Consider the following 26915-nt stretch of genomic DNA (forward strand, 5'->3'; position numbering starts at 1 on the left):
CAGATCCTGAATGTCGTTAAGTCGTGTTTCGGTCACCGCGGTGCGCAATCTGCACCCGGTGACCTTCTCCCCCTCCCCCCGCATCAACATTCTTTACGGCGCCAACGGCAGCGGCAAAACCAGTGTTCTGGAAGCCATTCATCTGCTGGGGCTTGCCCGTTCGTTTCGCAGCACGCGGCTGTTGCCGGTCATTCAGTACGAACAGCTCGCCTGTACGGTATTTGGTCAGGTTGAGCTGGCTGAAGGCGGACACAGTGCGCTGGGGATTTCTCGCGACCGTCAGGGTGAGTTCCAGATTCGCATCGATGGCCAGAACGCCCGCAGCGCTGCGCAGCTGGCGGAGATCCTGCCGCTGCAGTTGATCAACCCGGACAGCTTCCGTCTGCTGGAGGGCGCGCCGAAGATCCGCCGGCAGTTTCTCGACTGGGGCGTGTTCCACGTTGAACCGCGTTTCATGGCCACCTGGCAGCGTTTGCAGAAGGCGCTGCGCCAGAGAAACTCCTGGCTGCGGCATGGTACACTTGACGCCGTTTCGCAAGCGGTTTGGGACAGGGAACTGTGCCAGGCCAGCGCTGAAATCGATGAATACCGCCGCGCTTACATCACAGCCTTGAAACCGGTCTTCGAACAGACCTTGAGCGAACTGGTTGAGCTCGAGGGTTTGACGCTCAGCTATTACCGAGGCTGGGACAAGGACCGCGAATTGAGCGCCGTACTCGCCGGTTCCGTGCAACGGGACCAGCAGATGGGGCACACCCAGGCCGGACCGCAACGAGCTGATTTGCGTCTCAGATTGGGCGCACACAATGCCGCGGACATCTTGTCCCGGGGTCAGCAGAAGTTGGTGGTCTGTGCGCTACGGATTGCCCAAGGGCACCTGGTCAGCCAGGCCCGCCGCGGACAGTGTATTTATCTGGTGGATGACTTGCCGTCCGAGCTGGACGAGAGCCACCGTCGCGCGCTGTGCCGCTTGCTGGAAGACTTACGCTGCCAGGTGTTCATCACCTGTGTAGATCACGAATTACTGAGGGAAGGCTGGCAGACGGAAACGCCAGTCGCTTTGTTCCACGTGGAACAGGGCCGTATCACCCAGACCCACGACCATCGGGAGTGAAGGCATTGAGCGAAGAAAATACGTACGACTCAACGAGCATTAAAGTGCTGAAAGGCCTGGATGCCGTACGCAAACGTCCCGGTATGTACATTGGTGACACCGACGATGGCAGCGGTCTGCACCACATGGTGTTCGAGGTGGTCGACAACTCGATCGACGAAGCCCTCGCCGGCCATTGCGACGACATCAGCATCATCATCCACCCGGACGAGTCCATCACCGTTAAAGACAACGGTCGTGGCATCCCGGTAGACGTGCATAAAGAGGAAGGCGTTTCTGCCGCTGAGGTCATCATGACCGTCCTCCACGCTGGCGGTAAGTTCGACGACAACTCCTACAAGGTTTCCGGCGGTCTGCACGGTGTAGGTGTTTCGGTAGTGAACGCACTGTCCGAAGAGCTGGTCCTGACCGTTCGTCGCAGTGGCAAGATCTGGGAACAGACCTACGTCCACGGCGTGCCTCAGGCACCGATGGCCATCGTTGGCGACAGCGAAACCACTGGTACCCAGATCCACTTCAAGGCGTCCAGCGAAACCTTCAAGAACATTCACTTCAGCTGGGACATCCTGGCCAAGCGCATTCGTGAACTGTCCTTCCTCAACTCCGGTGTCGGCATCGTCCTCAAGGACGAGCGCAGCGGCAAGGAAGAGCTCTTCAAGTACGAAGGCGGCCTGCGTGCGTTCGTTGAATACCTGAACACCAACAAGACTGCGGTCAACCAGGTATTCCACTTCAACATCCAGCGTGAAGACGGCATCGGCGTGGAAATCGCCCTGCAGTGGAACGACAGCTTCAACGAGAACCTGTTGTGCTTCACCAACAACATCCCGCAGCGCGACGGCGGCACCCACCTGGTGGGCTTCCGCTCGGCGCTGACGCGTAACCTGAACAACTACATCGAACAGGAAGGTCTGGCGAAGAAGCACAAAGTCGCCACCACCGGTGACGATGCCCGTGAAGGCCTCACCGCGATCATTTCGGTGAAGGTGCCGGATCCGAAGTTCAGCTCGCAGACCAAAGACAAGCTGGTGTCTTCCGAAGTTAAGACCGCGGTGGAACAGGAGATGGGCAAGTATTTCTCCGACTTCCTCCTGGAAAACCCCAACGAAGCCAAGCTGGTGGTCGGCAAAATGATCGACGCCGCCCGTGCCCGTGAAGCGGCGCGCAAGGCTCGTGAGATGACCCGCCGCAAAGGTGCACTGGACATCGCCGGCCTGCCGGGCAAACTCGCGGACTGCCAGGAAAAAGACCCGGCGCTGTCCGAACTGTACCTGGTGGAGGGTGACTCCGCGGGCGGCTCTGCCAAGCAGGGACGTAACCGCAAGACCCAGGCGATCCTGCCGTTGAAGGGCAAGATCCTCAACGTCGAGAAAGCGCGTTTCGACAAGATGATCTCGTCCCAGGAAGTGGGCACGCTGATCACCGCGCTGGGCTGCGGCATTGGGCGCGAAGAGTACAACATCGACAAGTTGCGCTATCACAACATCATCATCATGACCGATGCTGACGTCGACGGTTCGCACATCCGCACCCTGCTGCTGACCTTCTTCTTCCGTCAACTGCCGGAGCTGATCGAGCGAGGCTATATCTACATTGCCCAGCCGCCGCTGTACAAGGTCAAGAAAGGCAAGCAAGAGCAATACATCAAAGACGACGACGCCATGGAAGAGTACATGACGCAGTCGGCCCTGGAAGATGCCAGCCTGCACCTGAACGAAGAAGCCCCAGGCATTTCCGGTGAAGCGCTGGAACGTCTGGTGAATGACTTCCGCATGGTCATGAAGACGCTCAAGCGTCTGTCGCGCCTGTACCCGCAGGAACTGACCGAGCACTTCATCTACCTGCCGGCCGTCAGCCTGGAAACCCTTGGCGACCACGCAGCGATGCAAGAGTGGCTGGCCCAGTACGAAGTCCGCCTGCGCACCAACGAGAAGTCCGGCCTGGTCTACAAGGCCAGCCTGCGCGAAGACCGTGAACGTGGCGTCTGGCTGCCAGAGGTCGAACTGATCTCCCACGGCCTGTCGAACTACGTCACCTTCAACCGCGACTTCTTCGGCAGCAACGACTACAAAACCGTGGTCACCCTGGGCGCGCAGCTGAGCACCCTGCTCGACGAAGGCGCGTACATCCAGCGTGGCGAACGCAAGAAAGCCGTTACCGAGTTCAAGGAAGCCCTTGACTGGCTGATGGCCGAAAGCACCAAGCGCCACACTATTCAGCGATACAAGGGTCTGGGTGAAATGAACCCGGATCAGCTATGGGAAACCACCATGGATCCAAGCGTGCGGCGCATGCTGAAGGTCACCATCGAAGACGCCATCGGTGCAGACCAGATCTTCAACACCCTGATGGGTGATGCGGTCGAACCTCGCCGGGACTTCATCGAGAGCAACGCCTTGGCGGTTTCCAACCTGGATTTCTGATCCCTGTTGTTTGCCCGCCCATAAAAACCCCGGCCAGTGCGCCGGGGTTTTTTATGTCGGAGGGAACGAGATCAGTGATACCAGCGGCTGAACGCCCCCGGCTCACCGCGCAGCTCACTCTGCACCGTGGACAGCATGTCGCTCATGCGCTGCACAAAGGTATGATTTTGCGCCAATGTTGCCCGCCCGTGCCGGGCAATCGCCCTGCGCTCTTCATCGTGCTCAAGGTAATAGCCGCAAATTTCGATCAGATCCTGAGTGTCGCGATAGATCACCAGATCTTTGCCATCGGTGAACAGCTTGTGCAGGTCATCCTTATCGTTGCTGACAAGGAAGCCGCCGCAGCTGAGCACATCAAACACGCGCATCGGCAGGCCAGATTCCACGAACGAGCGGATGATGTTGAGGTTGATTTTCGAGCGCTGGAAAATCCCCGGCATCTCTGCGAAGTGGTCGGCATGTCCGACGTAGCTGCGGACTTGGGCTTGCCATTCATTATTGCCATACACGGCAACCCTGAAGCGTTCTTCAAGCTGTTGAATAACGTCGATGCGTTCTTGCCACGAATGCTCTCTGCCCAGCAGGTAAGCCAGCTTCTGCGCCACCGAAAGATAGTGATCGCCCACCAGCGGGTAGCTCGACTCTTGCTTGATCGTGCCGATAAGCTCTTCGCCCAACTGCGCCGACAGGTTCAAGAAACCCTCGGGTTGATCTAGCAAGTCGATCAGCCGCTGACACCGCTCGCCGGTCTGCGGCGAAAGGTGCGGCAACATCGAAGTCCGGTATTCGGTACGGGTCAGGTTGGCGACAAAACTGATGTCGTTTCCAAAAGACGAATCCTGCGAGAAACAATCGATCTGATCAATGCGCTCCAGGTTGGCAGCGACCGGCAGATGATAGACCTGCCGAACCCCGCTCTGCCTCAACCCGCGCGCAACTGACGCGTCATAGATGAAAGTAAAGCTGTGTGAATGATTGATCGCCTTGTCATAGATCGGATAGCACGGGGTATCGATCACCCAGGCCAGATAAGGAATTCTCAGCAGTTCGCAGACTTCACTGATGTACTGATTGAAGTTGATGGTGAGCACGTAGTCGGGCCGCATGCTCATCAGAGCCATGACGTTATCTTCATTCAGCGCCACAGGTGTCACGCTCAAACCCAAGGTCTGCAAAGCCTCGGCACAGTCACCCGAGATAACGCTGGCCTCGAACACCACGATGGAGGCAGCAGGTTTCGATTGTTCGTGATAAGCAGTCAATTCCCTGAGACCCTTTTTCATCGTTTGATAAATTTTTCGATTGTCGTGGCTCAGTCGCCCCCTGTCGCCACACTCTCCAACCGATACCCATATCCATAAATCGTCAGCAACTGCCAACCGCGATCCGCCGTCAGCCCCAGCTTGTTGCGCAGCCGGTAGATGTGCGTATCCAGTGGTCGCGAGGATGTCGTCTCCTCGTTCGGCCAGAAGCGCTCATACAAATAGTCCCGCGACAGCGGCCGACCCAGATTGCTGAACAGACATCGCGCCAGGCGGTATTCGCGCTCGGTCATGAGGATCGGTTTGCCTTCACGGGTGACGGTCAGTTCGGCGTCGTCGAAAACCAGATCGTGAAACGTCTGCACTTCACCCGCTGCGCTGCGCGGCTGGCTATGCCGACGCAATACCGCTGCCACCCGCGCCTTCAACTCATTGGGGCGAAACGGCTTGCTGACATAGTCATCGGCACCGGCGTTCAGGGCTTGAACGATATCGCTCTCGCCATCGCGGCTGGTGAGCATGATTGCGACGGGTGGCGCGTCCATGTGTTCGCGGGTCCAGCGTAGCAGTGCCAAGCCGGTCAGGTCCGGTAGTTGCCAGTCGAGGATCAGCAGGTCGAAAGTCTCCCGGCGCAACTGGCGCAACAAGTCTTCGCCGCGCTCGAAGCTGTGCAGTGACCACGGCTGTTCGCCAGCTTCGGCCATTTGCTCCAGGGTTTGCTCGACCCGGCGCAGTTCGGCGGGTTCGTCGTCCAGAATGGCAACGCGCATCGGCGGTGTTCCTTGTCGCTGGGGCTGGGATGTCGACAATAGCGACTCCTCGGCCGCGATGAAAGAAGCGGCCCGTCGCTGGTCGACGTCCGCTATGATTCCTCGGGTCTACGCCTCAGACCCGAGACCTATGAAACCATTCCCGCTGCCCTGCCCTTTGCCTTATGCGTAACCCTCAACGCCGACGTGAAAGTCGTGAGCCGAGCCAGGTCCAGCGTCTGTTCCGCCGGCTGGTGCGCGAGTGGTTGTGGATAAGTCTAGTGCTGTTGCCACTGACTGCCTTGTTGTCTTATCGCGCCCAGATCAATTTGCACAATCCGTCGCCAGCGCTCGGCGCGCTGCTGTCGGTGGCAATGGTCGCCTGTGTGCTGGGATTATTGCTGTGGCGACCGCGCTGGGCGCTGTGGGTCACCTTGATCGGTATGGCCTGTACGCTGATTGCCAGCGCCCTGCTCGCCGAGATCCGCTACTGGTGGTCGCCCACATCTGCAGCGCTGGGCATGTTGTTCGGTTACCTGATCTGGAACTGGCGGCGCCTGAGTGTGGTGCTGACCTATTTCGGCTGGGAGCTGGCGCGTCTGGACAGTGAACCTAAAGTCTTCCCGGAACGACGCCGGACCCGCTTCACCGGTGCCGACCGTTTGCAGGGACAGATCATGGCGCTCGAACAAGCCATGAGCCGCACCCGCGATACCCGGCGGTTCATTGCCGATGGCCTGGAATACCTGCCGGTGGCGACGCTGATCAGTGATCCGCAGGGCAAGATTCTGCTGGGCAATCGCAAGGCGCGCGAGCTGTTCGAGGATCCGCTGGTGGGCGATGACGTACTCGATCAACTGGCACGGCTCGGCTATCCGGAGTTGTCCACAGCGCCGCGACCGCCGCTGGCCACCCTGCCGCTGCTGGAATTTCGCGATCACAAGGAGCGCAGCCTGCGCCTGGAAAGAGCAGCGCTGCTGCCGGTCGACGGCGATACGCCGATCGGTTGGCTCCTCAGCCTGACGGATTTGAGTGCCGAGCGTGCGGCCGAGGAGCAGCGCGGCGTTCTGCTGCGCTTTCTCTCCCATGACCTGCGCGCGCCACATTCGGCGATTCTCGCCCTGCTGGATGTACATCGTCATCAGGCGGGCGCTGATGCGCCGTTGTTCGAGCAGATTGAGCGTCAGGTGCGCCGAGCGCTGGATCTGACCGATGGTTTCGTCTTGTTGGCGCGGGCTGAGTCCGAGACCTACCAGTTCCGCCCGACATTGTTCGCGATGCTGGTATTGGACGTCCTCGATCAGGCCCTGCCCATCGCTCAGCAGAAACATATCGAACTGTTGAATCAAGTCGATGAAGAATGCCAGGAGCGTCTGCTTCTGGCCGATCAGGGTTTGCTGACGCGCGCCCTGTTCAACCTGCTGGAGAACGCGATCAAGTACAGCCCGGCAGACACCACTGTGCAACTAAAGGTCAGTTGTCACGGACAGTGGCTGCGCTGCGAATTGACCGATCAGGGCAAGGGGATTTCTGCCGATGAATTGCCTGACCTGTTCAGCCAGTATCGGCGTTTCTCCTCCGCTCAGGGCATCGACGGCGTGGGCCTGGGTTTGTCGATGGTCAAGGCTGTGATCGACCATCATGGCGGGACGATCGAATGTCATAGCGTGGTCGATACCGGAACCACATTCCGCATCGAGTTGCCGCTGATTGCTGAATGAAAAAGGGGCACAAAAAAACCGGCTATAACGGCCGGCTTTTTTACATCCGAATAAAACTTATGCACGGATTTCGTTCAACTCATCGATTAATAAATATTGATTAAAATCAACAAGTTAGAAAACAATTACGGTCTTTTGAAGCAAAAGCGTACACAGGTTATCCACAAAATTCAGACAGCCAGTTGGTCACTCGCGGCCGGTGCCTGTGGCGCCGGTGGCAGCGAGCCCATTTCGCGCTGGGTTTTCTCGTTCCACGCCTGCACACGGTCATTCAGATCAGCGATGGCGCGCGGCCCGCTGCCTTCGGCATACATCGGTTCGCCGATGACCACGGTGATCACTCCGGACTGTTTACCCCAGCCGATTTTCGGCCAGAATTTGCCGGCATTGTGTGCAATCGGCAGCACCGGAAGCGCCGCATTCACAGCCAATGCACTGCCACTGCGGGAAAACTTCCCAACGGTGCCGTACGGGACTCGTGTCCCTTCCGGAAAAATCAGCACCCAGACGTTGTCCTTGAGCAGCTCATCGCCTTTGGCCGCGACCTGTTTGAGCGCGGCTTTCGGGTTGTCGCGGTCAATGGCGATCGGGCGCAGCATGGCCATCGCCCAGCCGAAGAACGGCACGTAGAGCAATTCGCGCTTGAGCACTTGGCTCAATGGCGAGAAATAAGCGGAGAGAAAGAACGTCTCCCATGTGCTCTGGTGGTTCGATTGAATCACGCAGGGCCGGTCCGGCACGTTCTCCGCGCCTTTGATTTCGTAGCGGATGCCGAGGAAAACCTTGGTCAGCCACAGGGCGCAACGGCACCAGTACACGTTGATGAAACGATAGCGCGCCTTGAAGGACAGAAACGGCGCGATGAAAAAGCTCAGGCTGCACCACAGCAACGCTGTTGTGCCCAGCAGCAGATAAAAAACAAAGATTCTGAAGGCCCGCAGTATCGACATGGCGACGGTTACCGTTACGGGGCAATGCCCCGACTGTTCAAGCGCACTCCCGAGCAATCCTTGGCCAGGAAATTCAGAAGTACTCTAGTTGTGGATAAGTTCTGCGGCAATCGCCGCCAGATCGTCAAAAATCAGAGTGCCAACCGGCAGGGTTTTGCCCTGAGTCTTCTCGCCTTTCCCGGTCTTCACCAAAACTGGCTGTGAATCGACGGCTTTGGCGGCCTCCAGGTCACCAAGGCTGTCGCCGACGAACCAGACGTTGGTCAACGGCACCGTGTAATGCTCGGCAATGGTTTTCAACATTCCTGGTTTCGGTTTGCGGCAATCGCAACCCTCATCCGGGCCATGCGGGCAATACACGATCAAGCCAACTTCACCGCCCTGCTCCGCGACCAGCTCGCGCAGGCGCGCGTGCATGGCCTCGAGGGTGGCGAGGTCGTAATAGCCGCGAGCAATGCCCGACTGGTTGGTGGCCACCGCCACCGTCCAGCCGGCCTTGCTCAACTGCGCAATCGCTTCGATCGAGCCGGGCAGCGGAATCCACTCCTCCACCGACTTGATGTAGGCATCGGAGTCATAATTGATCACGCCGTCACGATCGAGAATCAGCAGTTTCAACAGCAATCCCTCAACCCAGCAGCGAAATGTCGGCAACACCGAGGAACAGCCCACGCAGACGCGCCAGCAGCGCGTAACGGTTGGCCCGCACATTGGCATCGTCGGCATTGACCATCACTGCGTCGAAAAACGCATCGACCGGCTCGCGCAGGGCCGCCAGGCGCGCCAGTGATTCGTTGTACTGCCGCGCCGCGGCCATTGGCTGCACCGCCTGATCCGCTTGCTGGATTGCCGAGTACAGCGAGAACTCGTTGGCGTTGTCGAAATACTTGGCCTCGACCACGGTCGGTACCGAGCCTTCGACTTTGCTCAACAGGTTCGACACACGCTTGTTCACCGCCGCCAGCGCTGCCGCTTCCGGCAGTTTGCGGAAGGCCTGAACCGCCTGCACACGCTGGTCGAAGTCCAGCGCCGAGCCCGGCTTGAGGGCACGGACCGACAGGTAAGTGGCGACGTCGACGCCTTCGTCTTCATAACGCGCACGCAGGCGGTCGAAGATAAATTCCAGCACGGATTCGTTGAGACCGGCAGCCTTGACCTTGCCGCCGAACGCATTCACCGCGAAAGCCACGGCGTCGTTCAGGTCCAGATCCAGTTGTTTCTCGATCAGGATACGCAGCACGCCCAGTGCCGCACGGCGCAGGGCATACGGGTCTTTGCTGCCGGTTGGCAGCATGCCGATACCGAAGATGCCGACCAGAGTGTCGAGCTTGTCGGCGATGGCGACGGCTGCACCGGTCAGGGTCGCTGGCAATTCGGCACCGGCACCGCGTGGCATGTACTGCTCGTTCAGTGCCAGCGCGACATCCTGTGGCTCGCCGTCATTGAGGGCGTAGTAGTAACCGGCGACACCTTGCATCTCCGGGAACTCGCCGACCATTTCGGTGGCCAGGTCGCACTTCGACAGCAGGCCTGCGCGGGCTGCCCACGAGGCGTTGCCGCCGATGCGTGCGGCGATGTACGCGGCCAGTTTCGATACGCGCTCGGCCTTGTCGTAGACGCTGCCGAGTTTTTCCTGGAACACCACGTTCTGCAGGCGCAGGTTGAACTCTTCGAGCTTCTGCTTCTTGTCCTGCTTGAAGAAGAACTCGGCGTCGGTCAGGCGTGGGCGCACCACTTTCTCGTTACCGGCGATGATCTGCTGCGGGTCTTTGCTTTCGATGTTGGCCACGGTAATGAAACGTGGCAGCAACTTGCCGTCGGCATCCAGCAGGCAGAAGTACTTCTGGTTGTCCTGCATGGTGGTGATCAGTGCTTCCTGCGGAACGTTGAGGAAGCGTTCCTCGAACGAACACACCAGCGGCACCGGCCATTCGACCAGCGCGGTCACTTCGTCGAGCAGCGCCGGCGGCACGATCGCGGTGCCTTCCTGACGGGTGGCCAACTCTTCGGTGCGCTTGCTGATGATCTCGCGACGCTCGTTGGCATCGGCCAATACGTAAGCGGCACGCAGGTCGGCGAGGTAGCTCGACGGCGAACCGATGCGTACGGCTTGCGGATGGTGGAAACGGTGACCACGAGATTCACGGCCAGCCTTCTGCGCGAGGATCGTGCAGTCGATGACCTGGTCACCGAGCAGCATCACCAGCCACTGGGTCGGACGCACGAACTCTTCCTTGCGCGCACCCCAACGCATGCGTTTCGGGATCGGCAGGTCGTTCAGCGAGTCTTCGACGATGGTCGGCAGCAGGCTCGCGGTCGGCTTGCCGGCGATGTTTTGGCTGTAGCGCAGTTTCGGACCGCTCTGGTCGATCTCGCTCAAGTCGACGCCGCACTTCTTGGCAAAGCCCAGAGCTGCTTGCGTTGGATTGCCATCAGCGTCGAACGCGGCCTGACGCGGCGGGCCATCGAGGTTGATGCTGCGATCCGGCTGCTGAGTAGCCAGCGCAGTGATCAGCACGGCCAGACGACGTGGCGCGGCATACACGGTTTTGCTTTCGTAGCTCAGGCCGGCGGCTTGCAGGCCCTTGTCGATACCGGCGAGGAACGCATCAGCCAAAGTGTTCAGGGCTTTGGGTGGCAGTTCTTCGGTGCCCAGTTCAACCAGAAAATCTTGCGCACTCATTGTGCAGCCTCCAGCTTGGCCAGTACTTCGTCACGCAGATCCGGGGTCGCCATCGGGAAGCCCAGCTTGGCGCGTGCCAGCAGGTAGGCTTGCGCAACGGAACGCGCCAGGGTGCGCACGCGCAGAATGTATTGCTGACGCGCAGTCACCGAGATCGCCCGGCGCGCATCCAGCAGGTTGAAGGTGTGCGACGCCTTCACCACCATTTCGTAGCTCGGCAACGGCAGCGGCTGGTCGAGTTCGATCAGGCGCTTGGCTTCGCTTTCATAGAAGTCGAACAGCTCGAACAGTTTGTCGACGTTGGCGTGTTCGAAGTTGTAGGTGGACTGCTCCACTTCGTTCTGGTGGAACACATCGCCGTAGGTGACTTTGCCGAACGGGCCGTCAGCCCAGACCAGGTCGTAGACCGAATCGACGCCTTGCAGGTACATCGCCAGACGCTCGAGACCGTAGGTGATCTCGCCGGTCACCGGGTAGCACTCGATGCCGCCCGCTTGCTGGAAGTAGGTGAACTGGGTGACTTCCATGCCGTTGAGCCAGACTTCCCAGCCCAGACCCCAGGCGCCGAGGGTCGGCGATTCCCAGTTGTCTTCGACGAAGCGGATGTCGTGCACCAGCGGGTCGAGGCCGACATGCTTGAGCGAGCCCAGGTACAGTTCCTGGAAGTTGTCCGGGTTGGGCTTGAGCACGACCTGAAACTGGTAGTAGTGCTGCAGACGGTTCGGGTTTTCGCCGTAACGGCCGTCAGTCGGACGGCGGCTTGGCTGCACGTAAGCGGCGTTCCAGGTTTCCGGGCCGATGGCGCGCAGGAAGGTCGCGGTGTGGAAAGTGCCGGCGCCTACTTCCATATCGTAGGGCTGAAGTACCACACAACCTTGCTCGGCCCAGTATTGCTGGAGCGCGAGGATCAAGTCTTGGAAGGTACGCACGGCTGGCGTAGGCTGGCTCACGAAATTCACCTGTTTCTTGGGCTGCGATTTAAAGAGCGGGAGTATACCCGATTCGTTGCTGCGCACGCCCCCTGGAGCCTTATGCCACGCTGCTTTTGGTGTACCGAAGATCCGCTGTACATGGCTTATCACGATCAGGAGTGGGGCACGCCGCTGCGCGATGCGCAGGGTTTGTTCGAGTTGCTTTTGCTCGAAGGGTTCCAGGCCGGGCTGTCGTGGATCACGGTGTTGCGCAAACGTGAGCGCTATCGCGAGGTGCTGTTCGGCTTTGACGTGCAGCGCGTGGCGCAGATGAGCGATGCCGAAATCGACGAGCTCATGCTCGACCCGGGCATCATCCGCAATCGCCTCAAACTCAATGCTGCGCGGCGCAATGCTCAGGCCTGGCTGGCGCTGGAAGATCCGGTGGCGTTGCTCTGGTCGTTTGTTGGCGAGCAACCGATCATCAATCATTTCAAGGATCGCAGCGAAGTCCCGGCGATCACCCCCGAAGCGCTGGCGATGAGCAAGGCGCTGAAAAAAGCCGGCTTCACCTTCGTCGGTCCGACCATTTGCTACGCGCTGATGCAGGCCTCGGGCATGGTCATGGACCACACCCAGGATTGCGACCGCTACGCGCAGCTCGCCAACGCCGGTTAGAATGCGCGCCTCGCGCACAGCACAAAGATCAGGAGTGACCTGTGGAAAAGTTTAAAGGCGCCTTGCTGGTAGGCGCTCTGCGGCTGTTTGCCCTGCTGCCATGGCGAGCCGTGCAGGCCGTGGGTTCGGCGATCGGCTGGATCATGTGGAAAACCCCCAACCGTTCCCGCGACGTGGTGCGGATCAACCTCGCCAAGTGTTTTCCCCAGATGGATGCGGCCGAACGTGAGCGTCTGGTCGGTCAGAGTCTGAAGGACATCGGCAAGTCGCTGACCGAAAGCGCCTGCGCGTGGATCTGGCCGGCGCAGCGCTCGATCGATCTGGTCCGTGAAGTCGAAGGCCTCGATGTGCTCAAGGATGCGCTGGCCTCGGGCAAAGGCGTGGTCGGCATCACCAGCCACCTCGGCAACTGGGAAGTGCTCAACCACTTCTATTGCAGCCAGTGCAAACCGATCATTTTCTACCGTCCGCCGAAGCTCAAGGCAGTGGATGAATTGCTGCGCAAACAGCGCGTGCAGCTGGGCAACAAGGTCGCAGCGTCGACCAAGGAAGGCATTCTCAGCGTCATCAAGGAAGTGCGTAAGGGCGGTGCTGTGGGCATCCCCGCCGACCCGGAACCGGCCGAATCCGCCGGGATTTTCGTGCCGTTCTTCGCCACTCAGGCACTGACCAGCAAATTCGTGCCGAACATGTTGGCCGGCGGCAAAGCGGTCGGTGTGTTCCTGCACGCCCTGCGCCTGCCTGACGGCTCGGGCTACAAAGTCATTCTCGAAGCCGCGCCCGAAGCGATGTACAGCACCGATACCGCAGAGTCCTGCGCGGCGATGAGCAAGGTAGTGGAACGTTATGTTGCGGCGTATCCGAGCCAGTACATGTGGAGCATGAAACGCTTCAAGAAGCGTCCGCCGGGCGAGGCGCGCTGGTACTGAGCCGCCTCCATGTGGTGACGGTAAATGCAGACGCTTTGCGCTATCTGTAGCTTAAGGCGTCTGCCGCTCGAGCTTTTTCAGGAATACCGTCATCTCCTTCTCGGCCTGTTTGTCACCGTGGGCGCGGGCCGCTTCCAGGCCCTGTTCCCAGGCCTGACGCGCAGCGGCGTGATTGCCTTGCGCCAGCTGCGCCTTGCCCAGCAGCTTCCACGCCGCCGAGTATTTCGGATCGAATGCGACACAGCGCTGAAAATGCTCGGCAGCCTTGGCGTTTTCACCCAAGTCCAGATAACCCTTGCCCAGACCGAAGCGCAGCAGAGCGTTATCCACACCCTTGGCGAGCATTTTTTCCAGGGATTCGAGCATTGGCGGATTCCTTTCTATTGTTCGTCAGAGAACCAGCGAGTCTGTCAGACCGCTTTCGCGAGCAGGCTCGCTCCCACAGTTGGAATGCATTCCACTGTGGGAGCGAGCCTGCTCGCGAAGGGGCAATTACGGGCAACGTTGTTTTCAGGTCAGAAAAAGCTCAACCCCACATGAAACAGCTTCTCCACATCGCGAATATGCTTTTTATCCACAAGGAACAGAATCACGTGGTCGCCCGCTTCGATCACCGTGTCGTCGTGGGCGATGATCACCTTCTCATTGCGGATCACCGCGCCGATGGTGGTGCCGGGCGGCAGGCCGATCTTCTCGATCGGCTTGCCGATGACCTTGCTCGATTTCGCATCACCGTGGGCAATCGCCTCGATCGCTTCCGCCGCGCCGCGGCGCAGTGAGTGCACGCTGACGATATCGCCGCGACGCACGTGGGCGAGCAAGGTGCCGATGGTCGCCAGTTGCGGGCTGATGGCGATATCGATGTCGCCGCCCTGGATCAGATCGACATAGGCCGGGTTGTTGATGATCGTCATGACCTTCTTCGCCCCCAGCCGTTTGGCCAGCAGCGACGACATGATGTTGGCTTCGTCATCGTTGGTCAGGGCGAGGAAGATATCGGCGTCGGCGATGTTCTCTTCCAGCAGCAGATCGCGGTCCGAGGCACTGCCCTGCAACACTACGGTACTGTCGAGGGTGTCGGAGAGGTAGCGGCAACGCGCCGGGCTCATCTCGATGATCTTCACCTGATAACGGCTTTCGATGGCCTCGGCCAGACGCTCGCCGATCTGCCCGCCGCCGGCGATGACAATGCGTTTGTAGGTTTCGTCGAGGCGGCGCATTTCGCTCATCACCGCGCGAATGTCCTCACGGGCGGCGATGAAGAACACCTCGTCATCGGCCTCGATCACCGTGTCGCCCTGGGGCAGGATCGGCCGATCACGGCGGAAGATCGCCGCGACGCGGGTTTCGACGTTCGGCATGTGCTCGCGCAATTGGCGCAGTTGCTGGCCGACCAGCGGCCCGCCGTAGTAGGCGCGCACCGCTACCAGTTGCGCCGCGCCTTCGGCGAAGTCGATCACCTGCAACGCGCCGGGGTGCTGGATCAGGCGCTTGATGTAATTGGTCACGACCTGCTCGGGGCTGATCAGCACGTCGACCGGAATCGCTTCGTTCTGGAACAGCTGTTCCTCGCGATTGAGGTACGACGCTTCGCGCACCCGGGCGATTTTGGTCGGCGTGTGGAACAGCGTGTGGGCGACCTGGCAGGCGACCATGTTGGTTTCGTCGCTGTTGGTCACCGCGACCAGCATGTCGGCGTCGTCGGCACCGGCCTGACGCAGCACCGACGGCAGCGAGCCCCGGCCCTGCACGGTGCGGATGTCGAGGCGGTCGCCGAGGTCGCGCAGGCGCTCGCCATCGGTGTCGACCACAGTGATGTCGTTGGCCTCGCTGGCCAGATGTTCGGCCAGCGAACCGCCGACCTGTCCCGCACCGAGGATGATGATTTTCATCCAGTCACTCCATGAATCCGTTTAGCCGCGCGCGGCGGCGATCTTGATCAGCTTGGCGTAGTAGAACCCGTCATGCCCGCCCTGCTGGGCCAGCAACTGGCGACCATGGGGCTGCTTGATCCCGGCCGCTGTGGCCAGATCCAGTTCCCGCGCGCCGGGCGTGCGCTCGAGGAACGCGGCGATGACTTCGGTGTTCTCGGTCGGCAGCGTCGAGCACGTGGCGTAGAGCAGGATGCCGCCGACCTCGAGGGCTTTCCACATCGCATCAAGCAGTTCGCCTTGCAGTTGCGCGAGCGCGACGATGTCGTCGGGCTGGCGGGTCAGCTTGATGTCCGGATGGCGGCGGATCACGCCGGTGGCCGAGCATGGCGCATCGAGGAGGATGCGCTGGAACGGTTTGCCGTCCCACCATTTGTCGATATCGCGACCGTCGGCAGCGATCAGTTCAGCGTCGAGGCCGAGGCGCTCGAGGTTTTCCTTCACCCGCACCAGACGCTTGGCCTCCAGATCCACCGCCACCACCCCGGCCAGGGCCGGTTCGGCTTCAAGGATGTGGCAGGTCTTGCCGCCGGGGGCGCAGCAGGCGTCGAGTACGCGCTGGCCCGGGGCCAGATCGAGCAGGTCGGCGGCCAGTTGCGCGGCTTCGTCCTGCACGCTGATCCAGCCTTCGGCGAAACCCGGCAGGCTGCGCACGTCGGCAGCAGCTTCGAGGACGATGCCGTCGCGGCTGTAAACGCACGGTGTCGCGGCGATCCCGGCGTCGCCCAGCAACGCGAGATAAGCATCGCGGCCGTGATGACGACGGTTGACCCGCAGGATCATTGGCGGATGCGCGTTGTTCGCTGCGCAGATCGCTTCCCACTGCTCGGGCCAAAATGCCTTCAGGGATTTTTGCAGCCAGCGCGGGTGAGCTGTGCGCACCACCGGGTCGCGTTCCAGTTCGGCGAAGATCGTCTCGCTTTCGCGCTGGGCATTGCGCAGCACGGCGTTGAGCAGACCTTTGGCCCAGGGCTTTTTCAGCTTGTCTGCGCAGCCGACGGTTTCGCCGATCGCGGCATGGGCCGGTACGCGGGTGTAGAGCAGTTGATACAGACCAACCAGCAGCAACGCCTCGACATCAGCGTCGGCGGCTTTGAAAGGTTTCTGCAGGAGTTTTTCCGCCAGTGCCGACAGGCGTGGCTGCCAGCGTGCGGTGCCGAAGGCCAGGTCCTGAGTGAAACCGCGATCGCGATCCTCGACCTTGTCCAGTTGCGTCGGCAGGGAGCTGTTCAGCGAAGCCTTGCCGCTGAGTACGGCAGCGAGGGCCTTGGCGGCGGCCAGACGCGGATTCATTGCGCTTCCACCGCAGCGCCGAGCATGCTGCCGACGGCGAATTTCTCGCGGCGGCTGTTGAACAGGTCGCTGAAGTTCAGCGCCTTGCCGCCGGGCAATTGCAGGCGGGTCAGGCACAGCGCTTGTGCACCGCAGGCGACAATCAGGCCGTCCTTGCTGGCGCTGAGGATTTCACCCGGAGCGCCAGTGCCGTCGGCCACGGTCGCGGCCAGCACTTTCAACGCTTCGCCATTGAGCGTGCTGTGGGTGATGGGCCATGGGTTGAACGCGCGGACCAGACGTTCCAGCTCCACCGCCGGACGGCTCCAGTCGATGCGTGCTTCGTCTTTGTTGAGTTTGTGTGCGTAAGTAGCGAGTTCATCATTCTGCACCTCACCTTGCAGGGTGCCGGCAGCCAGACCGGCAATCGCCTGCACCACTGCGGGCGGCCCCATCTCGGCGAGGCGATCATGCAGGGTGCCGCCAGTGTCTTGCGCGCCGATCGGCGTGACGACCTTGAGCAGCATCGGCCCGGTATCCAGCCCGGCTTCCATGCGCATCACGGTCACACCGCTTTCGGCATCGCCGTGTTCGACCGCGCGCTGGATCGGCGCCGCACCGCGCCAGCGCGGCAGCAACGACGCATGGCTGTTGATGCAACCCAGACGCGGAATATCCAGCACCGCTTGCGGCAGGATCAAACCGTAAGCGACCACCACCATCAGATCCGGCTTCAGCGCGGCCAGCTCTGCCTGAGCCTCGGCATTGCGCAAGGTCGGCGGCTGCAACACCTGGATATTATTTTCCAGGGCGAGTTGTTTGACCGGGCTCGGCATGAGTTTTTGCCCACGGCCGGCCGGGCGATCCGGCTGGGTGTAGACCGCGACGATCTCGTATGGGCTGCTCAGCAGGGCCTTGAGGTGTTCGGCGGCGAATTCCGGGGTACCGGCAAAAACAATGCGCAGTGGCTCAGTCATGAAGGGCGTCTCATAAAAAGAAAAAGGCTTGCCGCAGCAAGCCTTTGGAGAGGGGCATCAAGCGTTCTGGCGGTGCAGCTTTTCCAGCTTCTTCTTGATCCGGTCGCGTTTGAGCGTGGACAGGTAATCGACGAACAATTTGCCGTTGAGGTGGTCGCATTCGTGCTGGATGCACACCGCGAGCAGACCTTCGGCGATCAGCTCATAAGGCTTGCCGTCGCGGTCCAGCGCTTTGATTTTGACCTTCTGCGGGCGGTCGACGTTTTCGTAGAAGCCCGGTACCGAGAGGCAGCCTTCCTGATACTGGTCCATCTCGTCGGTCAGCGGTTCGAACTCGGGGTTGATGAACACCCGTGGCTCGGTACGGTCTTCGGACAGGTCCATCACGACGATACGTTTGTGCACGTTGACCTGGGTCGCGGCGAGGCCGATGCCCGGCGCTTCATACATTGTTTCAAACATGTCGTCGACCAACTGACGCACTTCGTCGTCCACTACAGCCACTGGTTTGGCGATAGTGCGCAGACGCGGGTCCGGAAATTCGAGGATGTTTAAAATGGCCATAGGCTTCGATTGCTGCACACGTTGAGTAAAGTCGGGTCGATGGCCTGGCGGGTCCGAAGATGCAGGCTACCGTTGTGAAGCGTAGCTTCTGAAAAACAGAAGCGAGCCACGGGGGCTCTGACGATTCACGCGAATGCACATGATAAAGGGATTCACTGCATGAGGAAAACACTACTCGCCCTGCTGCTTCTGGCTTCGGCTGGCGCCGCGCAAGGGCAAGTGCAACTCAGGGATGGTTTTCCACAGCAATACACGGTGGTTTCCGGGGACACGCTCTGGGACATTTCCGGCAAATACCTGCGCGAGCCCTGGCAATGGCCACAACTGTGGCGGGCCAACCCGCAGATCGAAAACCCCAACCTGATCTATCCCGGCGACACGCTGACCCTCAGCTACGTCAACGGCCAACCGCAACTGACCGTCCATCGTGGCGAGTCGCGCGGCACCATCAAGCTCTCGCCACGGATTCGCACCAGCCCGGTGGCCGAGGCGATTCCAAGCATTCCGCTGAAATCGATCAACAGCTTTCTGCTGAGCAACCGCATCGTCGACAAGGCCGAAGACTTCGACAAGGCGCCGTACATCGTCGCCGGCGATGCCGAACGGGTGCTCAGCGGTACAGGCGATCGTATTTTCGCCCGCGGCCATTTCGATCCGGAGCAACCGGTGTACGGCATCTTCCGCCAGGGCAAGGTCTACACCGATCCGCAGACCAAGGAATTCCTCGGCATCAACGCCGACGATATCGGCGGCGGCGAGATTGTTGCCACCGAAGGCGACGTCGCCACCCTCGCCTTGCAACGCACCACCCAGGAAGTACGCCTCGGTGACCGCTTGTTCGGCGGTGAAGAACGTTCGATCAATTCAACGTTCATGCCCAGCGCGCCGAAGCGGTCCATCGACGGGCTGATCATTGACGTGCCACGCGGCGTTACGCAGATCGGTGTGATGGACGTGGTTACCCTGAACAAAGGCAAACGTGACGGTCTGGCCGAAGGCAATGTTCTGGCGGTGATGAAAACCGGCGAAACGGTGCGTGATCGGATCACCGGCCAGCCGTTGAAAATTCCCGATGAACGCGCCGGCCTGCTGATGGTGTTCCGCACCTACGACAAACTCAGTTACGGCCTGGTCCTCAATGCTTCACGCTCGCTGGCGGTGCTCGACAAGGTGCGAAATCCGTAAGCTTGCTTAACAAGTTACCAACAGAGTTATCCACAACTTGTTCCGAATGGTTCGGAGCATAGAACGATCAAGGATGATCCATTCATGTTGTCTGTCAGTACGGCCATTTCCCCGGCGGAACTGGAAGCGCGTCTGCGCCTGCACCGCATGCCGGATATCGGTCCCAAGCGTTTTGCCAAACTGCTTGAGGCCTTCGGTTCCGCATCAAAAGCCATCAGTGCCCCGGCCAGTGCCTGGCGCTCGCTGGGTTTGCCGGCGGCTTGCGCCGAGGCGCGGCGTTGTCCGACGGTGCGCGACGGCGCCAGCCACGCAATGCGCTGGCTAGAGCGTCCCGATCAACATTTGCTGATGTGGGACCAAGCGGATTACCCGGCGTTGCTGGCGCAAATTGCCGATCCGCCGCCGCTGTTGTTTGTTGCCGGCGATCCTTCGATTCTGGAAAAACCGCAACTGGCGATGGTCGGCAGCCGCCGCGCTTCGCGCCCGGGCATGGATACGGCGGCGGCGTTTTCCCGCAGTCTGGCCGGGGCCGGTTTTGTCATCAACAGTGGTCTGGCGCTGGGCATCGATGCTGCTGCCCACCAGGCTGCTCTGGATGTTGGTGGCTTGACCGTGGGTGTGCTCGGCACGGGGCTGGAAAATTTTTATCCACAACGCAATAAACGCCTGGCTGAGGCAATGATTGCCTCGGGCAGCGCGGTGCTTTCCGAGTTTCCGCTGGACGCCGGGCCGAGCCCGAGCAACTTCCCCCGGCGCAACCGTATCATCAGCGGGTTGTCCCTCGGCGTGCTGGTGGTCGAGGCCAGTGTTGCCAGCGGTTCGTTGATCACCGCGCGGCTGGCAGCCGAACAGGGCCGCGAGGTTTATGCCATTCCGGGCTCGATCCATCACCCCGGCGCGCGCGGTTGTCACCAGTTGATTCGCGACGGGGCGGTGTTGGTGGAGACTATCGAACACATCCTCGAAGCCCTGCGCGGCTGGCAGCAGCCACTGTTATCCACGGCGGCGGCGAAGGCCGATCACCCGTTGCTGGCGCTGCTGCACGCGGCGCCGCACACCAGCGAGGCCTTGGCCGCGAGTTGTGGCTGGGCGTTGCCGAAAGTGCTGGCAACGTTGACCGAGCTGGAAATCGAAGGCCGTGCGGTATGCGAAAACGGTCGCTGGCTGGCGCGGTCGAGCTAGGTTTTACGAGGAAGATCGGTAAACTGCGCGAAACCTGTTTGTGGAGAGTTTTTTCATGGTCAACAGTTGGCGTGTGCAACAAGCCGCGCGTGAAGTTCGCGCCGGCGCAGTGATTGCCTATCCAACCGAAGCCGTCTGGGGGCTGGGTTGCGACCCGTGGAATGAAGACGCGGTGGACCGCTTGCTGGCGATCAAGAATCGCTCGGTGAGCAAAGGGCTGATCCTGGTCGCCGACAACATCCGCCAGTTCGATTTCCTCTTCGAGGACTTCCCCCAGGACTGGATCGACCGCATGGCCAGTACCTGGCCGGGGCCGAACACCTGGCTGGTGCCGCATCAGAACCTGTTGCCGGAATGGGTCACAGGCGTGCATGACACCGTGGCGCTGCGGGTCAGCGATCACCCGCAGGTGCGCGATTTGTGCTCGCTGGTCGGGCCGTTGATTTCGACATCGGCCAATCCACAGGGGCGACCGCCAGCACGCACGCGTTTGCGCATCGAGCAGTATTTCCGTGGTCAGGTCGACCTGGTGCTTGGCGGCAGCCTTGGCGGGCGCAAGAACCCCAGCGTGATCCGCGACCTGGCGAGCGGTGACGTCATTCGTCCTGACTGACACCAATTCTTTTGTGTTCTGTGCGCACTCCTCGGCGGTATCGACGAGGAGCTTTGCGCATGTCTGCAATTATTTCTGCAGCTGTTTAAAGCCTGTCTGTTGCAATTGTTCTTGCATGCGTCAGACGGATCTTTGAGTCTGAAATATCTGTAAGTTTTCCCACGTGATTATCAGAACGCGTGCAGTGGCGAGATTTCCAAAAGCATCCATTCTTTCAATGTGCTTGAAGCAACTTCGAAATATTAATGGCTGCGGAGAAGTAATGGATATTACGGATTTACACCTCAAGGATTATCTGCAGGGCTTTCAGGAGACACTCAAGAATCAACAGGCCGACTATCGTGTGGCCATTCTTGAGGCAGGATCGGATGCCGGGGAATTTGAACGCTTCATCAATCGGCAGTTTCGCCTGCGATTGCAGCATTACATGCTCACCTCCAGAGCCCGGGCGCTGGAAACCCGCTTGGCGATCACCTCGCGCAGCACGCACTTTCTGTTGTATCAGCGTGATCAGCTTATTGCGGTGCTGCGGGCAACCCCGGCGCCCTTCGAATGGGCTTCACTGGCGCAGCATCATGTGTCTCCCACTGTGGCATTGGCGCGCCACGTCGAGTTCAGCCGCCTGATCACCCATTCCCAGCAGCACCGGCCGGTGTCGGTCAATGGTCTGCTTGCCACCGCTGCGGAATGGGCGATTGATCGTGGATATCAGGGAGTCACGGCCTTGTGCAGATCGCCACAGCGGCAACTGTATCAGCGCTTCGGCCTGACCCCGATCGCTTCGCAGGCAATGCATATCGAGCAACGTGCCCGTGGCGATTATTGGCTGTTGTCTGCCGAGTGGCGACAAATCCTCATGGCCCTGGATCAGCCGGTAAACATGAACGCGCATCAGCCGGAGTATCGTGATGTTTTTAACCGTCAGTATTGATCCGCCAGTGATTGAAGAGTGGGCTGAGAAATGGCTCGTATATGAATCGAAGAAGTTGCGCAGGAAGTTTGCCGGTCGCAGGCCTGCGGCGAAGAAACTTCACCGCAAGATGTACTTGATATAGCCACAAGAACCTCGGCGAACTCATGGAAGAGTTCGCCGAGTATCAACTTGAGGCGTTATGGCAGCAGAATTGTGGAACCGGTCGTGCGCCGTGCCGACAGTTCGGTTTGTGCTTTCGCCGCATCCGCCAGTGCATGGCGCTGGCTGATGTCGACCTTCAGTTTGCCACTGATGATCATCTCGAACAGCTCGTCGGCCATGCGCTGCAGGTTCTCGGCGTTGTTGGCGTAGGTCGCCAGCGTAGGCCGGGTGACGTAGAGCGAACCCTTGGCGGCGAGAATGCCCAGATTGACGCCATCTACCGCGCCCGAAGCATTGCCGAAACTCACGACCAGGCCCCGTGGTGCGACGCTGTCCAGGGATGTGAGCCAAGTGTCCTTGCCGACGCCGTCATACACCACCGGGACTTTCTTGCCGTCAGTCAGCGCCAGCACGCGCTCGGCAACGTTTTCATGGCTGTAGTCGATGGTCGCCCAGGCGCCGTTCGCCTTGGCCAGTTCTGCTTTTTCCTTCGAGCTGACGGTGCCGATCAGCTTCACGCCCAGCGCTTTGGTCCATTGGCAGGCCAGCGAGCCGACGCCACCGGCTGCGGCGTGGAACAGAATGGTTTCGCCGCCCTGCAGTTGGTAGGTCTGGCGCAGCAGGTATTGCACGGTCAGGCCCTTGAGCATGACCCCGGCGGCGGTTTCGAAACTGATTTCATCGGGCAGGTGCACCAGATTGTCCTGCGGCAGCACATGCAACTGGCTGTAGGCGCCGAGCGGGCCGCTGCCGTATGCCACGCGATCGCCAACCTTGAACCGGGTGACGTCGCTGCCCACCGCTTCGACCGTGCCGGCGCCTTCCGAACCCAGGCCGGACGGCAACGCCGGTGGCGCGTAGAGGCCGCTGCGGTAATAGGTGTCGATGAAATTCAGGCCGATCGCCTGGTTGGCCACGCGCACCTGATTCGGCCCGGGCGCAGCGGGTTCGTAGTCAACATATTCGAGCACTTCGGGACCGCCGTGGGCGCGGAACTGGATACGCTTTGCCATCTGCCTGCTCTCCTTGGGTCGTTGCTAAGCCCTCTATCCAACTCCCCTGCTTGATCTTCGTCAACTGCGGCGCGCCGGTCTGCGATGGTATGCTACGCGCCCATTTGCGCCGCCCGCCTGCCCGGGTGCCGCCCGATTCAAGGTGAAGCCATGACGACCCGCACCGACGCCGTAAAGGCCTATCTGCTCGATCTGCAAGACCGCATCTGCGCTGCACTGGAAACCGAAGACGGCGGCAAATGCTTCGTCGAAGACGCCTGGACCCGGCCGGCGGGCGGTGGCGGGCGCACCCGCGTGCTGGAAAACGGTACGCTGATCGAAAAGGGCGGCGTCAATTTTTCCCACGTGTTCGGCAGCGGCCTGCCGCCCTCGGCCAGCGCCCATCGGCCGGAACTGGCCGGGCGTGGCTTCGAGGCGCTCGGCGTGTCGCTGGTGATTCATCCGCACAACCCGCATGTGCCGACCTCCCACGCCAACGTGCGTTTTTTCATTGCTGAAAAAGAAGGCGAAGAACCGGTCTGGTGGTTCGGCGGAGGTTTCGACCTGACCCCTTACTACGGCGTTGAAGAAGACTGCATTCATTGGCACCGCGTCGCCGAGCAAGCCTGTGCGCCGTTCGGTGCGGACGTCTATCCGCGCTACAAGGCCTGGTGCGACACCTACTTCCACATCAAGCATCGCCATGAGCCGCGCGGCATTGGCGGTCTGTTCTTCGATGATCTGAACGAGTGGGATTTCGACACCAGCTTCGCCTTCATGCGCGCCATCGGCGATGCCTATATCGAGGCCTACCTGCCGATCGTGCAACGGCGCAAGAACGACGCCTTCACCGCACAGCAACGCGAATTCCAGGAATTCCGCCGTGGCCGCTACGTCGAATTCAACCTGGTTTACGACCGTGGCACGCTGTTCGGCTTGCAGTCGGGTGGCCGTACCGAATCGATTCTGATGTCGCTGCCGCCGCAAGTGCGCTGGGGTTATGACTGGAAGGCCGAGCCGGGCAGCGCAGAAGCACGCCTGACCGAGTACTTCCTGCAGGATCGCGACTGGCTGGCCGAGGCCTGAGGACGGGTGATGGATCGTTACGTTGTTTTTGGTAACCCGATCGGCCACAGCAAGTCGCCGATGATTCACCAGTTGTTCGCCGAACAGACCGGCCAGCGCCTCGACTACAGCACGCTGCTCGCGCCGCTGGATGATTTTGCCGGCTGCGCCACGGCGTTCTTTCGCGAAGGCCGCGGCGCCAATGTTACGGTGCCGTTCAAGGAAGACGCTTACCGGCTGGCCAACAGCCTGACCGCCCGCGCGCAGCGCGCCGGTGCAGTGAACACCTTGAGCAAACTGGACGACGGTTCGCTGCTCGGCGACAACACCGATGGCGCAGGACTGGTCCGCGATCTGACGGTCAATGCCGGTTTCAGCCTGACCGGCAAGCGCATCCTCTTGCTCGGCGCCGGTGGCGCAGTACGCGGTGCGCTGGAGCCTTTGCTGGCGGAGAAACCGGCCTCGGTGATCCTCGCCAATCGCACGGTGGACAAGGCGGAACTGCTGGCGGAATTGTTCGGCGATCTGGGGCCGGTGTCGGCCAGTGGTTTCGACTGGCTGCGCGAGCCGGTGGACGTGATCATCAACGCCACTTCGGCCAGCCTGACCGGCGACGTGCCGCCGATTGCGCCAAGCCTGATCGAGCCGGGCCAGACCTTGTGCTACGACATGATGTACGGCAAGGAACCGACCGCGTTCTGCCGCTGGGCCACTGAGCACGGCGCGGCGCTGGCGATGGATGGTCTGGGCATGCTTGCCGAACAGGCGGCCGAGGCGTTCCTGCTGTGGCGCGGCGTACGCCCGGATACCGCGCCGGTACTCGCCGAGCTGCGCCGCCAACTGGCCCTTTAAGCGTTGCTCCCACATTGAAATACGATCAATGTGGGAGCGAGCCTGTTCGCGAATCGCATCACCACCGATATCAGCTCAATCCTCAAACCTGATCGGACACTTCTCCGCCCCCTCCAGCTTCCTCAGTTCCTCCACCACTGGCGGCCGCGCCCGGCGCAAGGTCAGGCTGCGACCCTGGCCCAGCAGCCGTCGCGCTTCCTGATGCAGCATCTCTACCCCTGAATAATCGATGAAGTTGATCTGCTGTGCCTCGATTACCACCCGCGCGCCATGCAGGCGTTGCAGGCGCACTTGCAGGTAATGGCTGGCGCCGAAAAAGATCGAACCGCCCACCCGCAGCACATCGTCGTCACCGTCGCGCCAATGCTGCACCCGTGGTTGCGAGGTGCGCTTGAGGTAGAAAAACAGCGACGCCAGCACCCCGGCGTAGATCGCCGTCTGCAATTCCAGCAGCAAGGTCGCGAGGCAGGTCAGGGCCATCACCACGAACTCGGCGCGGCTGACCCGCAGCAAAGCGCGAATGCCCCGGTGGTCGACCAGACCCCAGGCGATCAACAGGATGCTGCCTGCCATGGCGGGGATGGGAATGTGCGCGATCAGCCCCGCGCCGAACACCGCGAACAGCGCCACCCAGATTGCCGAAAATACCCCGGCCAGCGGCGAGCAGGCACCCGCCTCATAACTCAATCCCGAGCGGGTAAACGATCCGGCGGACAGCGACCCGGAAAAGAACGCACCGACGATATTCGACAGACCCTGTGCGCGGACTTCCTGATTGGCGTCGAGCAACTGTTGCGAGCGCGCCGATATCGAACGGGCGATCGACAGACTGGTGACCAGCCCGAGCATGCCCACCGCCACGGCGCTCGGCAGCAGGCGCAGGATCAACTCCGGATCCAGCGGCAAGGCGCTCAGGGGCGGCAGGCGTCCGACGAAAGCGCTGACCAGATGCACGTGACCAAAAATCGCCGGCCAGATCCACACCAGCAGACTGGCCAGCACCAGCGTGAGCAACAGCGTCGGCCAGCGCGGCAGGAGTTTTTTCAGGGCCACACCGACGATTACCGTGGCGATGCCAAGGATCAGCGAAGGTTTATCCACAGCCCCCAGATGTCGCAACAGATCCATCAGGCTGGCGAGCGCCGTGGTGTTGGCCGGCAACTCCAGGCCGAGCAAATTGGGCAACTGCCCGATGGCGATGACCACCGCAGCACCGAGAGTGAAGCCAAGTACCACCGAATGCGAAACGAAATTCACCAGCGCGCCGAAGCGCAGCAAGCCGAGCAGCCATTGGAAAATCCCGGCGAGAAAGGTCAGCAGCAGGATCAGGGTGATGTAGTCCTCGGACGCCGGCACCGCGAGCGGGCTCACGCTGGCGTACAACACAATCGAAATCGCCGCTGTCGGGCCGCAGATCAGATGCCACGACGAACCCCACAGGCAGGCGATCAATACCGGAATGATCGCCGCATACAGGCCGTATTCCGGTGGCAGACCGGCAATCAGTGCGTAGGCTATCGACTGGGGTAACGCGAGAATCGCACCGCTGAGGCCGACGATCAGGTCCCGCCCGACGCTGGCTCGGGTTTGCCGTGGCAGCCAGCTCAGGAAAGGAAAAAGTGAATGGCGGCTGGGTAGGGCCATGGGTCCTCGCGGTTGGGGTTTTGTTCAAGGTTATCAGGGTGTCAGGTGCAAAAGCCCCTCACCCTAGCCCTCTCCTTGAGGGAGAGGGGACTGACCGAGCTGTTTGTTGAAGATTCACCGACCTGCGATTTCGGCGTTGAACG

The 26915-nt window shown here is 60.8% G+C and carries 24 protein-coding genes; 11 read left to right on the forward strand and 13 right to left on the reverse strand.

Going from position 1 to position 26915, the window contains the following annotated elements; all coding sequences use genetic code 11:
- Nucleotides 1-10 precede the first annotated feature (10 nt).
- Nucleotides 11-1114, forward strand: coding sequence for a DNA replication/repair protein RecF (recF, locus tag PspCFBP13508_RS11570; RefSeq protein WP_016772389.1), 1104 nt, complete (start codon nt 11-13; stop codon nt 1112-1114).
- A 5-nt stretch (nt 1115-1119) separates the two neighbouring features.
- Complete coding sequence (gyrB, locus tag PspCFBP13508_RS11575) at nt 1120-3537, forward strand: DNA topoisomerase (ATP-hydrolyzing) subunit B (RefSeq protein WP_024014948.1); 2418 nt, start codon at nt 1120-1122, stop codon at nt 3535-3537.
- 71 nt (nt 3538-3608) lie between these two features.
- Here gyrB and PspCFBP13508_RS11580 read toward each other — a convergent pair whose 3' ends face one another.
- Together PspCFBP13508_RS11580 and PspCFBP13508_RS11585 are read right to left on the reverse strand one after the other, a co-directional pair.
- Nucleotides 3609-4916 (reverse strand): glycosyltransferase, encoded by a 1308-nt coding sequence (locus PspCFBP13508_RS11580; RefSeq protein ID WP_241669508.1) that lies wholly within the window; start codon nt 4914-4916, stop codon nt 3609-3611.
- Nucleotides 4850-5569, reverse strand: coding sequence for a response regulator transcription factor (locus PspCFBP13508_RS11585; RefSeq protein WP_137214494.1), 720 nt, complete (start codon nt 5567-5569; stop codon nt 4850-4852). The genes PspCFBP13508_RS11580 and PspCFBP13508_RS11585 overlap by 67 nt, the downstream gene beginning before the upstream one ends.
- A 164-nt stretch (nt 5570-5733) precedes the next feature.
- Here PspCFBP13508_RS11585 and PspCFBP13508_RS11590 point away from each other — a divergent pair, with 164 nt between their 5' ends.
- Complete coding sequence (locus PspCFBP13508_RS11590; protein ID WP_137214497.1) at nt 5734-7269, forward strand: HAMP domain-containing sensor histidine kinase; 1536 nt, start codon at nt 5734-5736, stop codon at nt 7267-7269.
- Nucleotides 7270-7439: 170 nt separating this feature from the next.
- Here the strand turns inward: PspCFBP13508_RS11590 and PspCFBP13508_RS11595 are convergent, their stop codons facing one another.
- From PspCFBP13508_RS11595 to glyQ, 4 genes are all read right to left on the reverse strand, one after another.
- A complete protein-coding gene (locus tag PspCFBP13508_RS11595) occupies nt 7440-8219 on the reverse strand; it encodes a lysophospholipid acyltransferase family protein (protein WP_137214499.1) in 780 nt (259 codons plus the stop codon).
- 84 nt (nt 8220-8303) lie between these two features.
- Nucleotides 8304-8843, reverse strand: coding sequence for a D-glycero-beta-D-manno-heptose 1,7-bisphosphate 7-phosphatase (gene gmhB / locus PspCFBP13508_RS11600; RefSeq protein WP_164488352.1), 540 nt, complete (start codon nt 8841-8843; stop codon nt 8304-8306).
- Between the two features lie 4 nt (nt 8844-8847).
- Nucleotides 8848-10902 carry a glycine--tRNA ligase subunit beta gene (gene glyS / locus PspCFBP13508_RS11605; protein WP_137214501.1) on the reverse strand — a complete coding sequence of 685 codons (2055 nt, stop codon included), beginning with the start codon at nt 10900-10902 and terminating at the stop codon, nt 8848-8850.
- Nucleotides 10899-11852 (reverse strand): glycine--tRNA ligase subunit alpha, encoded by a 954-nt coding sequence (gene glyQ, locus PspCFBP13508_RS11610; protein WP_137214502.1) that lies wholly within the window; start codon nt 11850-11852, stop codon nt 10899-10901. Before glyQ ends, glyS begins: the two co-directional genes overlap by 4 nt.
- Nucleotides 11853-11933: 81 nt before the next feature.
- On the opposite strand from glyQ, the gene PspCFBP13508_RS11615 reads away from it, so the two are divergent.
- Together PspCFBP13508_RS11615 and PspCFBP13508_RS11620 are read left to right on the forward strand one after the other, a co-directional pair.
- Nucleotides 11934-12491, forward strand: a complete 558-nt coding sequence (locus PspCFBP13508_RS11615; RefSeq protein ID WP_125916983.1) for a DNA-3-methyladenine glycosylase I — start codon at nt 11934-11936, stop codon at nt 12489-12491.
- 41 nt (nt 12492-12532) lie between these two features.
- Entirely contained in the window at nt 12533-13420 is an 888-nt protein-coding gene (locus tag PspCFBP13508_RS11620) for a lysophospholipid acyltransferase (RefSeq protein WP_024014955.1), read from the forward strand.
- A 51-nt stretch (nt 13421-13471) separates the two neighbouring features.
- On the opposite strand, the gene PspCFBP13508_RS11625 is transcribed toward PspCFBP13508_RS11620, so the two are convergent.
- The 5 genes from PspCFBP13508_RS11625 to def form a co-directional block, all read right to left on the reverse strand.
- Nucleotides 13472-13786 (reverse strand): tetratricopeptide repeat protein, encoded by a 315-nt coding sequence (locus tag PspCFBP13508_RS11625; protein ID WP_137214504.1) that lies wholly within the window; start codon nt 13784-13786, stop codon nt 13472-13474.
- 149 nt (nt 13787-13935) lie between these two features.
- Nucleotides 13936-15312, reverse strand: coding sequence for a Trk system potassium transporter TrkA (gene trkA, locus PspCFBP13508_RS11630; protein ID WP_016772381.1), 1377 nt, complete (start codon nt 15310-15312; stop codon nt 13936-13938).
- Between the two features lie 21 nt (nt 15313-15333).
- On the reverse strand, nt 15334-16644 hold the full coding sequence (gene rsmB, locus PspCFBP13508_RS11635) for a 16S rRNA (cytosine(967)-C(5))-methyltransferase RsmB (RefSeq protein WP_137214505.1): 1311 nt from the start codon (nt 16642-16644) through the stop codon (nt 15334-15336).
- Nucleotides 16641-17600 (reverse strand): methionyl-tRNA formyltransferase, encoded by a 960-nt coding sequence (gene fmt, locus PspCFBP13508_RS11640; RefSeq protein ID WP_110599669.1) that lies wholly within the window; start codon nt 17598-17600, stop codon nt 16641-16643. The genes rsmB and fmt overlap by 4 nt, the downstream gene beginning before the upstream one ends.
- Before the next feature lie 57 nt (nt 17601-17657).
- Nucleotides 17658-18164 carry a peptide deformylase gene (gene def / locus PspCFBP13508_RS11645; protein WP_016772378.1) on the reverse strand — a complete coding sequence of 169 codons (507 nt, stop codon included), beginning with the start codon at nt 18162-18164 and terminating at the stop codon, nt 17658-17660.
- Nucleotides 18165-18323: 159 nt separating this feature from the next.
- Here def and PspCFBP13508_RS11650 point away from each other — a divergent pair, with 159 nt between their 5' ends.
- From PspCFBP13508_RS11650 to PspCFBP13508_RS11665, 4 genes are all read left to right on the forward strand, one after another.
- Nucleotides 18324-19349 (forward strand): LysM domain-containing protein, encoded by a 1026-nt coding sequence (locus PspCFBP13508_RS11650; RefSeq protein ID WP_016772377.1) that lies wholly within the window; start codon nt 18324-18326, stop codon nt 19347-19349.
- Nucleotides 19350-19433: 84 nt separating this feature from the next.
- Nucleotides 19434-20531 (forward strand): DNA-processing protein DprA, encoded by a 1098-nt coding sequence (dprA, locus tag PspCFBP13508_RS11655; RefSeq protein WP_137214507.1) that lies wholly within the window; start codon nt 19434-19436, stop codon nt 20529-20531.
- A gap of 55 nt (nt 20532-20586) precedes the next feature.
- Nucleotides 20587-21144, forward strand: a complete 558-nt coding sequence (locus PspCFBP13508_RS11660; protein WP_137214509.1) for an L-threonylcarbamoyladenylate synthase — start codon at nt 20587-20589, stop codon at nt 21142-21144.
- Between the two features lie 163 nt (nt 21145-21307).
- A complete protein-coding gene (locus PspCFBP13508_RS11665; protein ID WP_241662912.1) occupies nt 21308-22075 on the forward strand; it encodes a hypothetical protein in 768 nt (255 codons plus the stop codon).
- Between the two features lie 179 nt (nt 22076-22254).
- On the opposite strand, the gene PspCFBP13508_RS11670 is transcribed toward PspCFBP13508_RS11665, so the two are convergent.
- On the reverse strand, nt 22255-23232 hold the full coding sequence (locus tag PspCFBP13508_RS11670; protein WP_137214511.1) for a quinone oxidoreductase: 978 nt from the start codon (nt 23230-23232) through the stop codon (nt 22255-22257).
- Nucleotides 23233-23382: 150 nt separating this feature from the next.
- Here PspCFBP13508_RS11670 and hemF point away from each other — a divergent pair, with 150 nt between their 5' ends.
- Complete coding sequence (gene hemF, locus PspCFBP13508_RS11675) at nt 23383-24297, forward strand: oxygen-dependent coproporphyrinogen oxidase (RefSeq protein ID WP_071173933.1); 915 nt, start codon at nt 23383-23385, stop codon at nt 24295-24297.
- 9 nt (nt 24298-24306) lie between these two features.
- Nucleotides 24307-25128 carry a shikimate dehydrogenase gene (gene aroE / locus PspCFBP13508_RS11680; protein ID WP_137214513.1) on the forward strand — a complete coding sequence of 274 codons (822 nt, stop codon included), beginning with the start codon at nt 24307-24309 and terminating at the stop codon, nt 25126-25128.
- A 75-nt stretch (nt 25129-25203) separates the two neighbouring features.
- Here aroE and PspCFBP13508_RS11685 read toward each other — a convergent pair whose 3' ends face one another.
- On the reverse strand, nt 25204-26772 hold the full coding sequence (locus tag PspCFBP13508_RS11685; RefSeq protein WP_137214515.1) for a SulP family inorganic anion transporter: 1569 nt from the start codon (nt 26770-26772) through the stop codon (nt 25204-25206).
- Nucleotides 26773-26915: the final 143 nt, after the last annotated feature.

The organism is Pseudomonas sp. CFBP13508 (assembly GCF_005233515.1).
GTDB lineage: Bacteria > Pseudomonadota > Gammaproteobacteria > Pseudomonadales > Pseudomonadaceae > Aquipseudomonas > Aquipseudomonas mercuritolerans.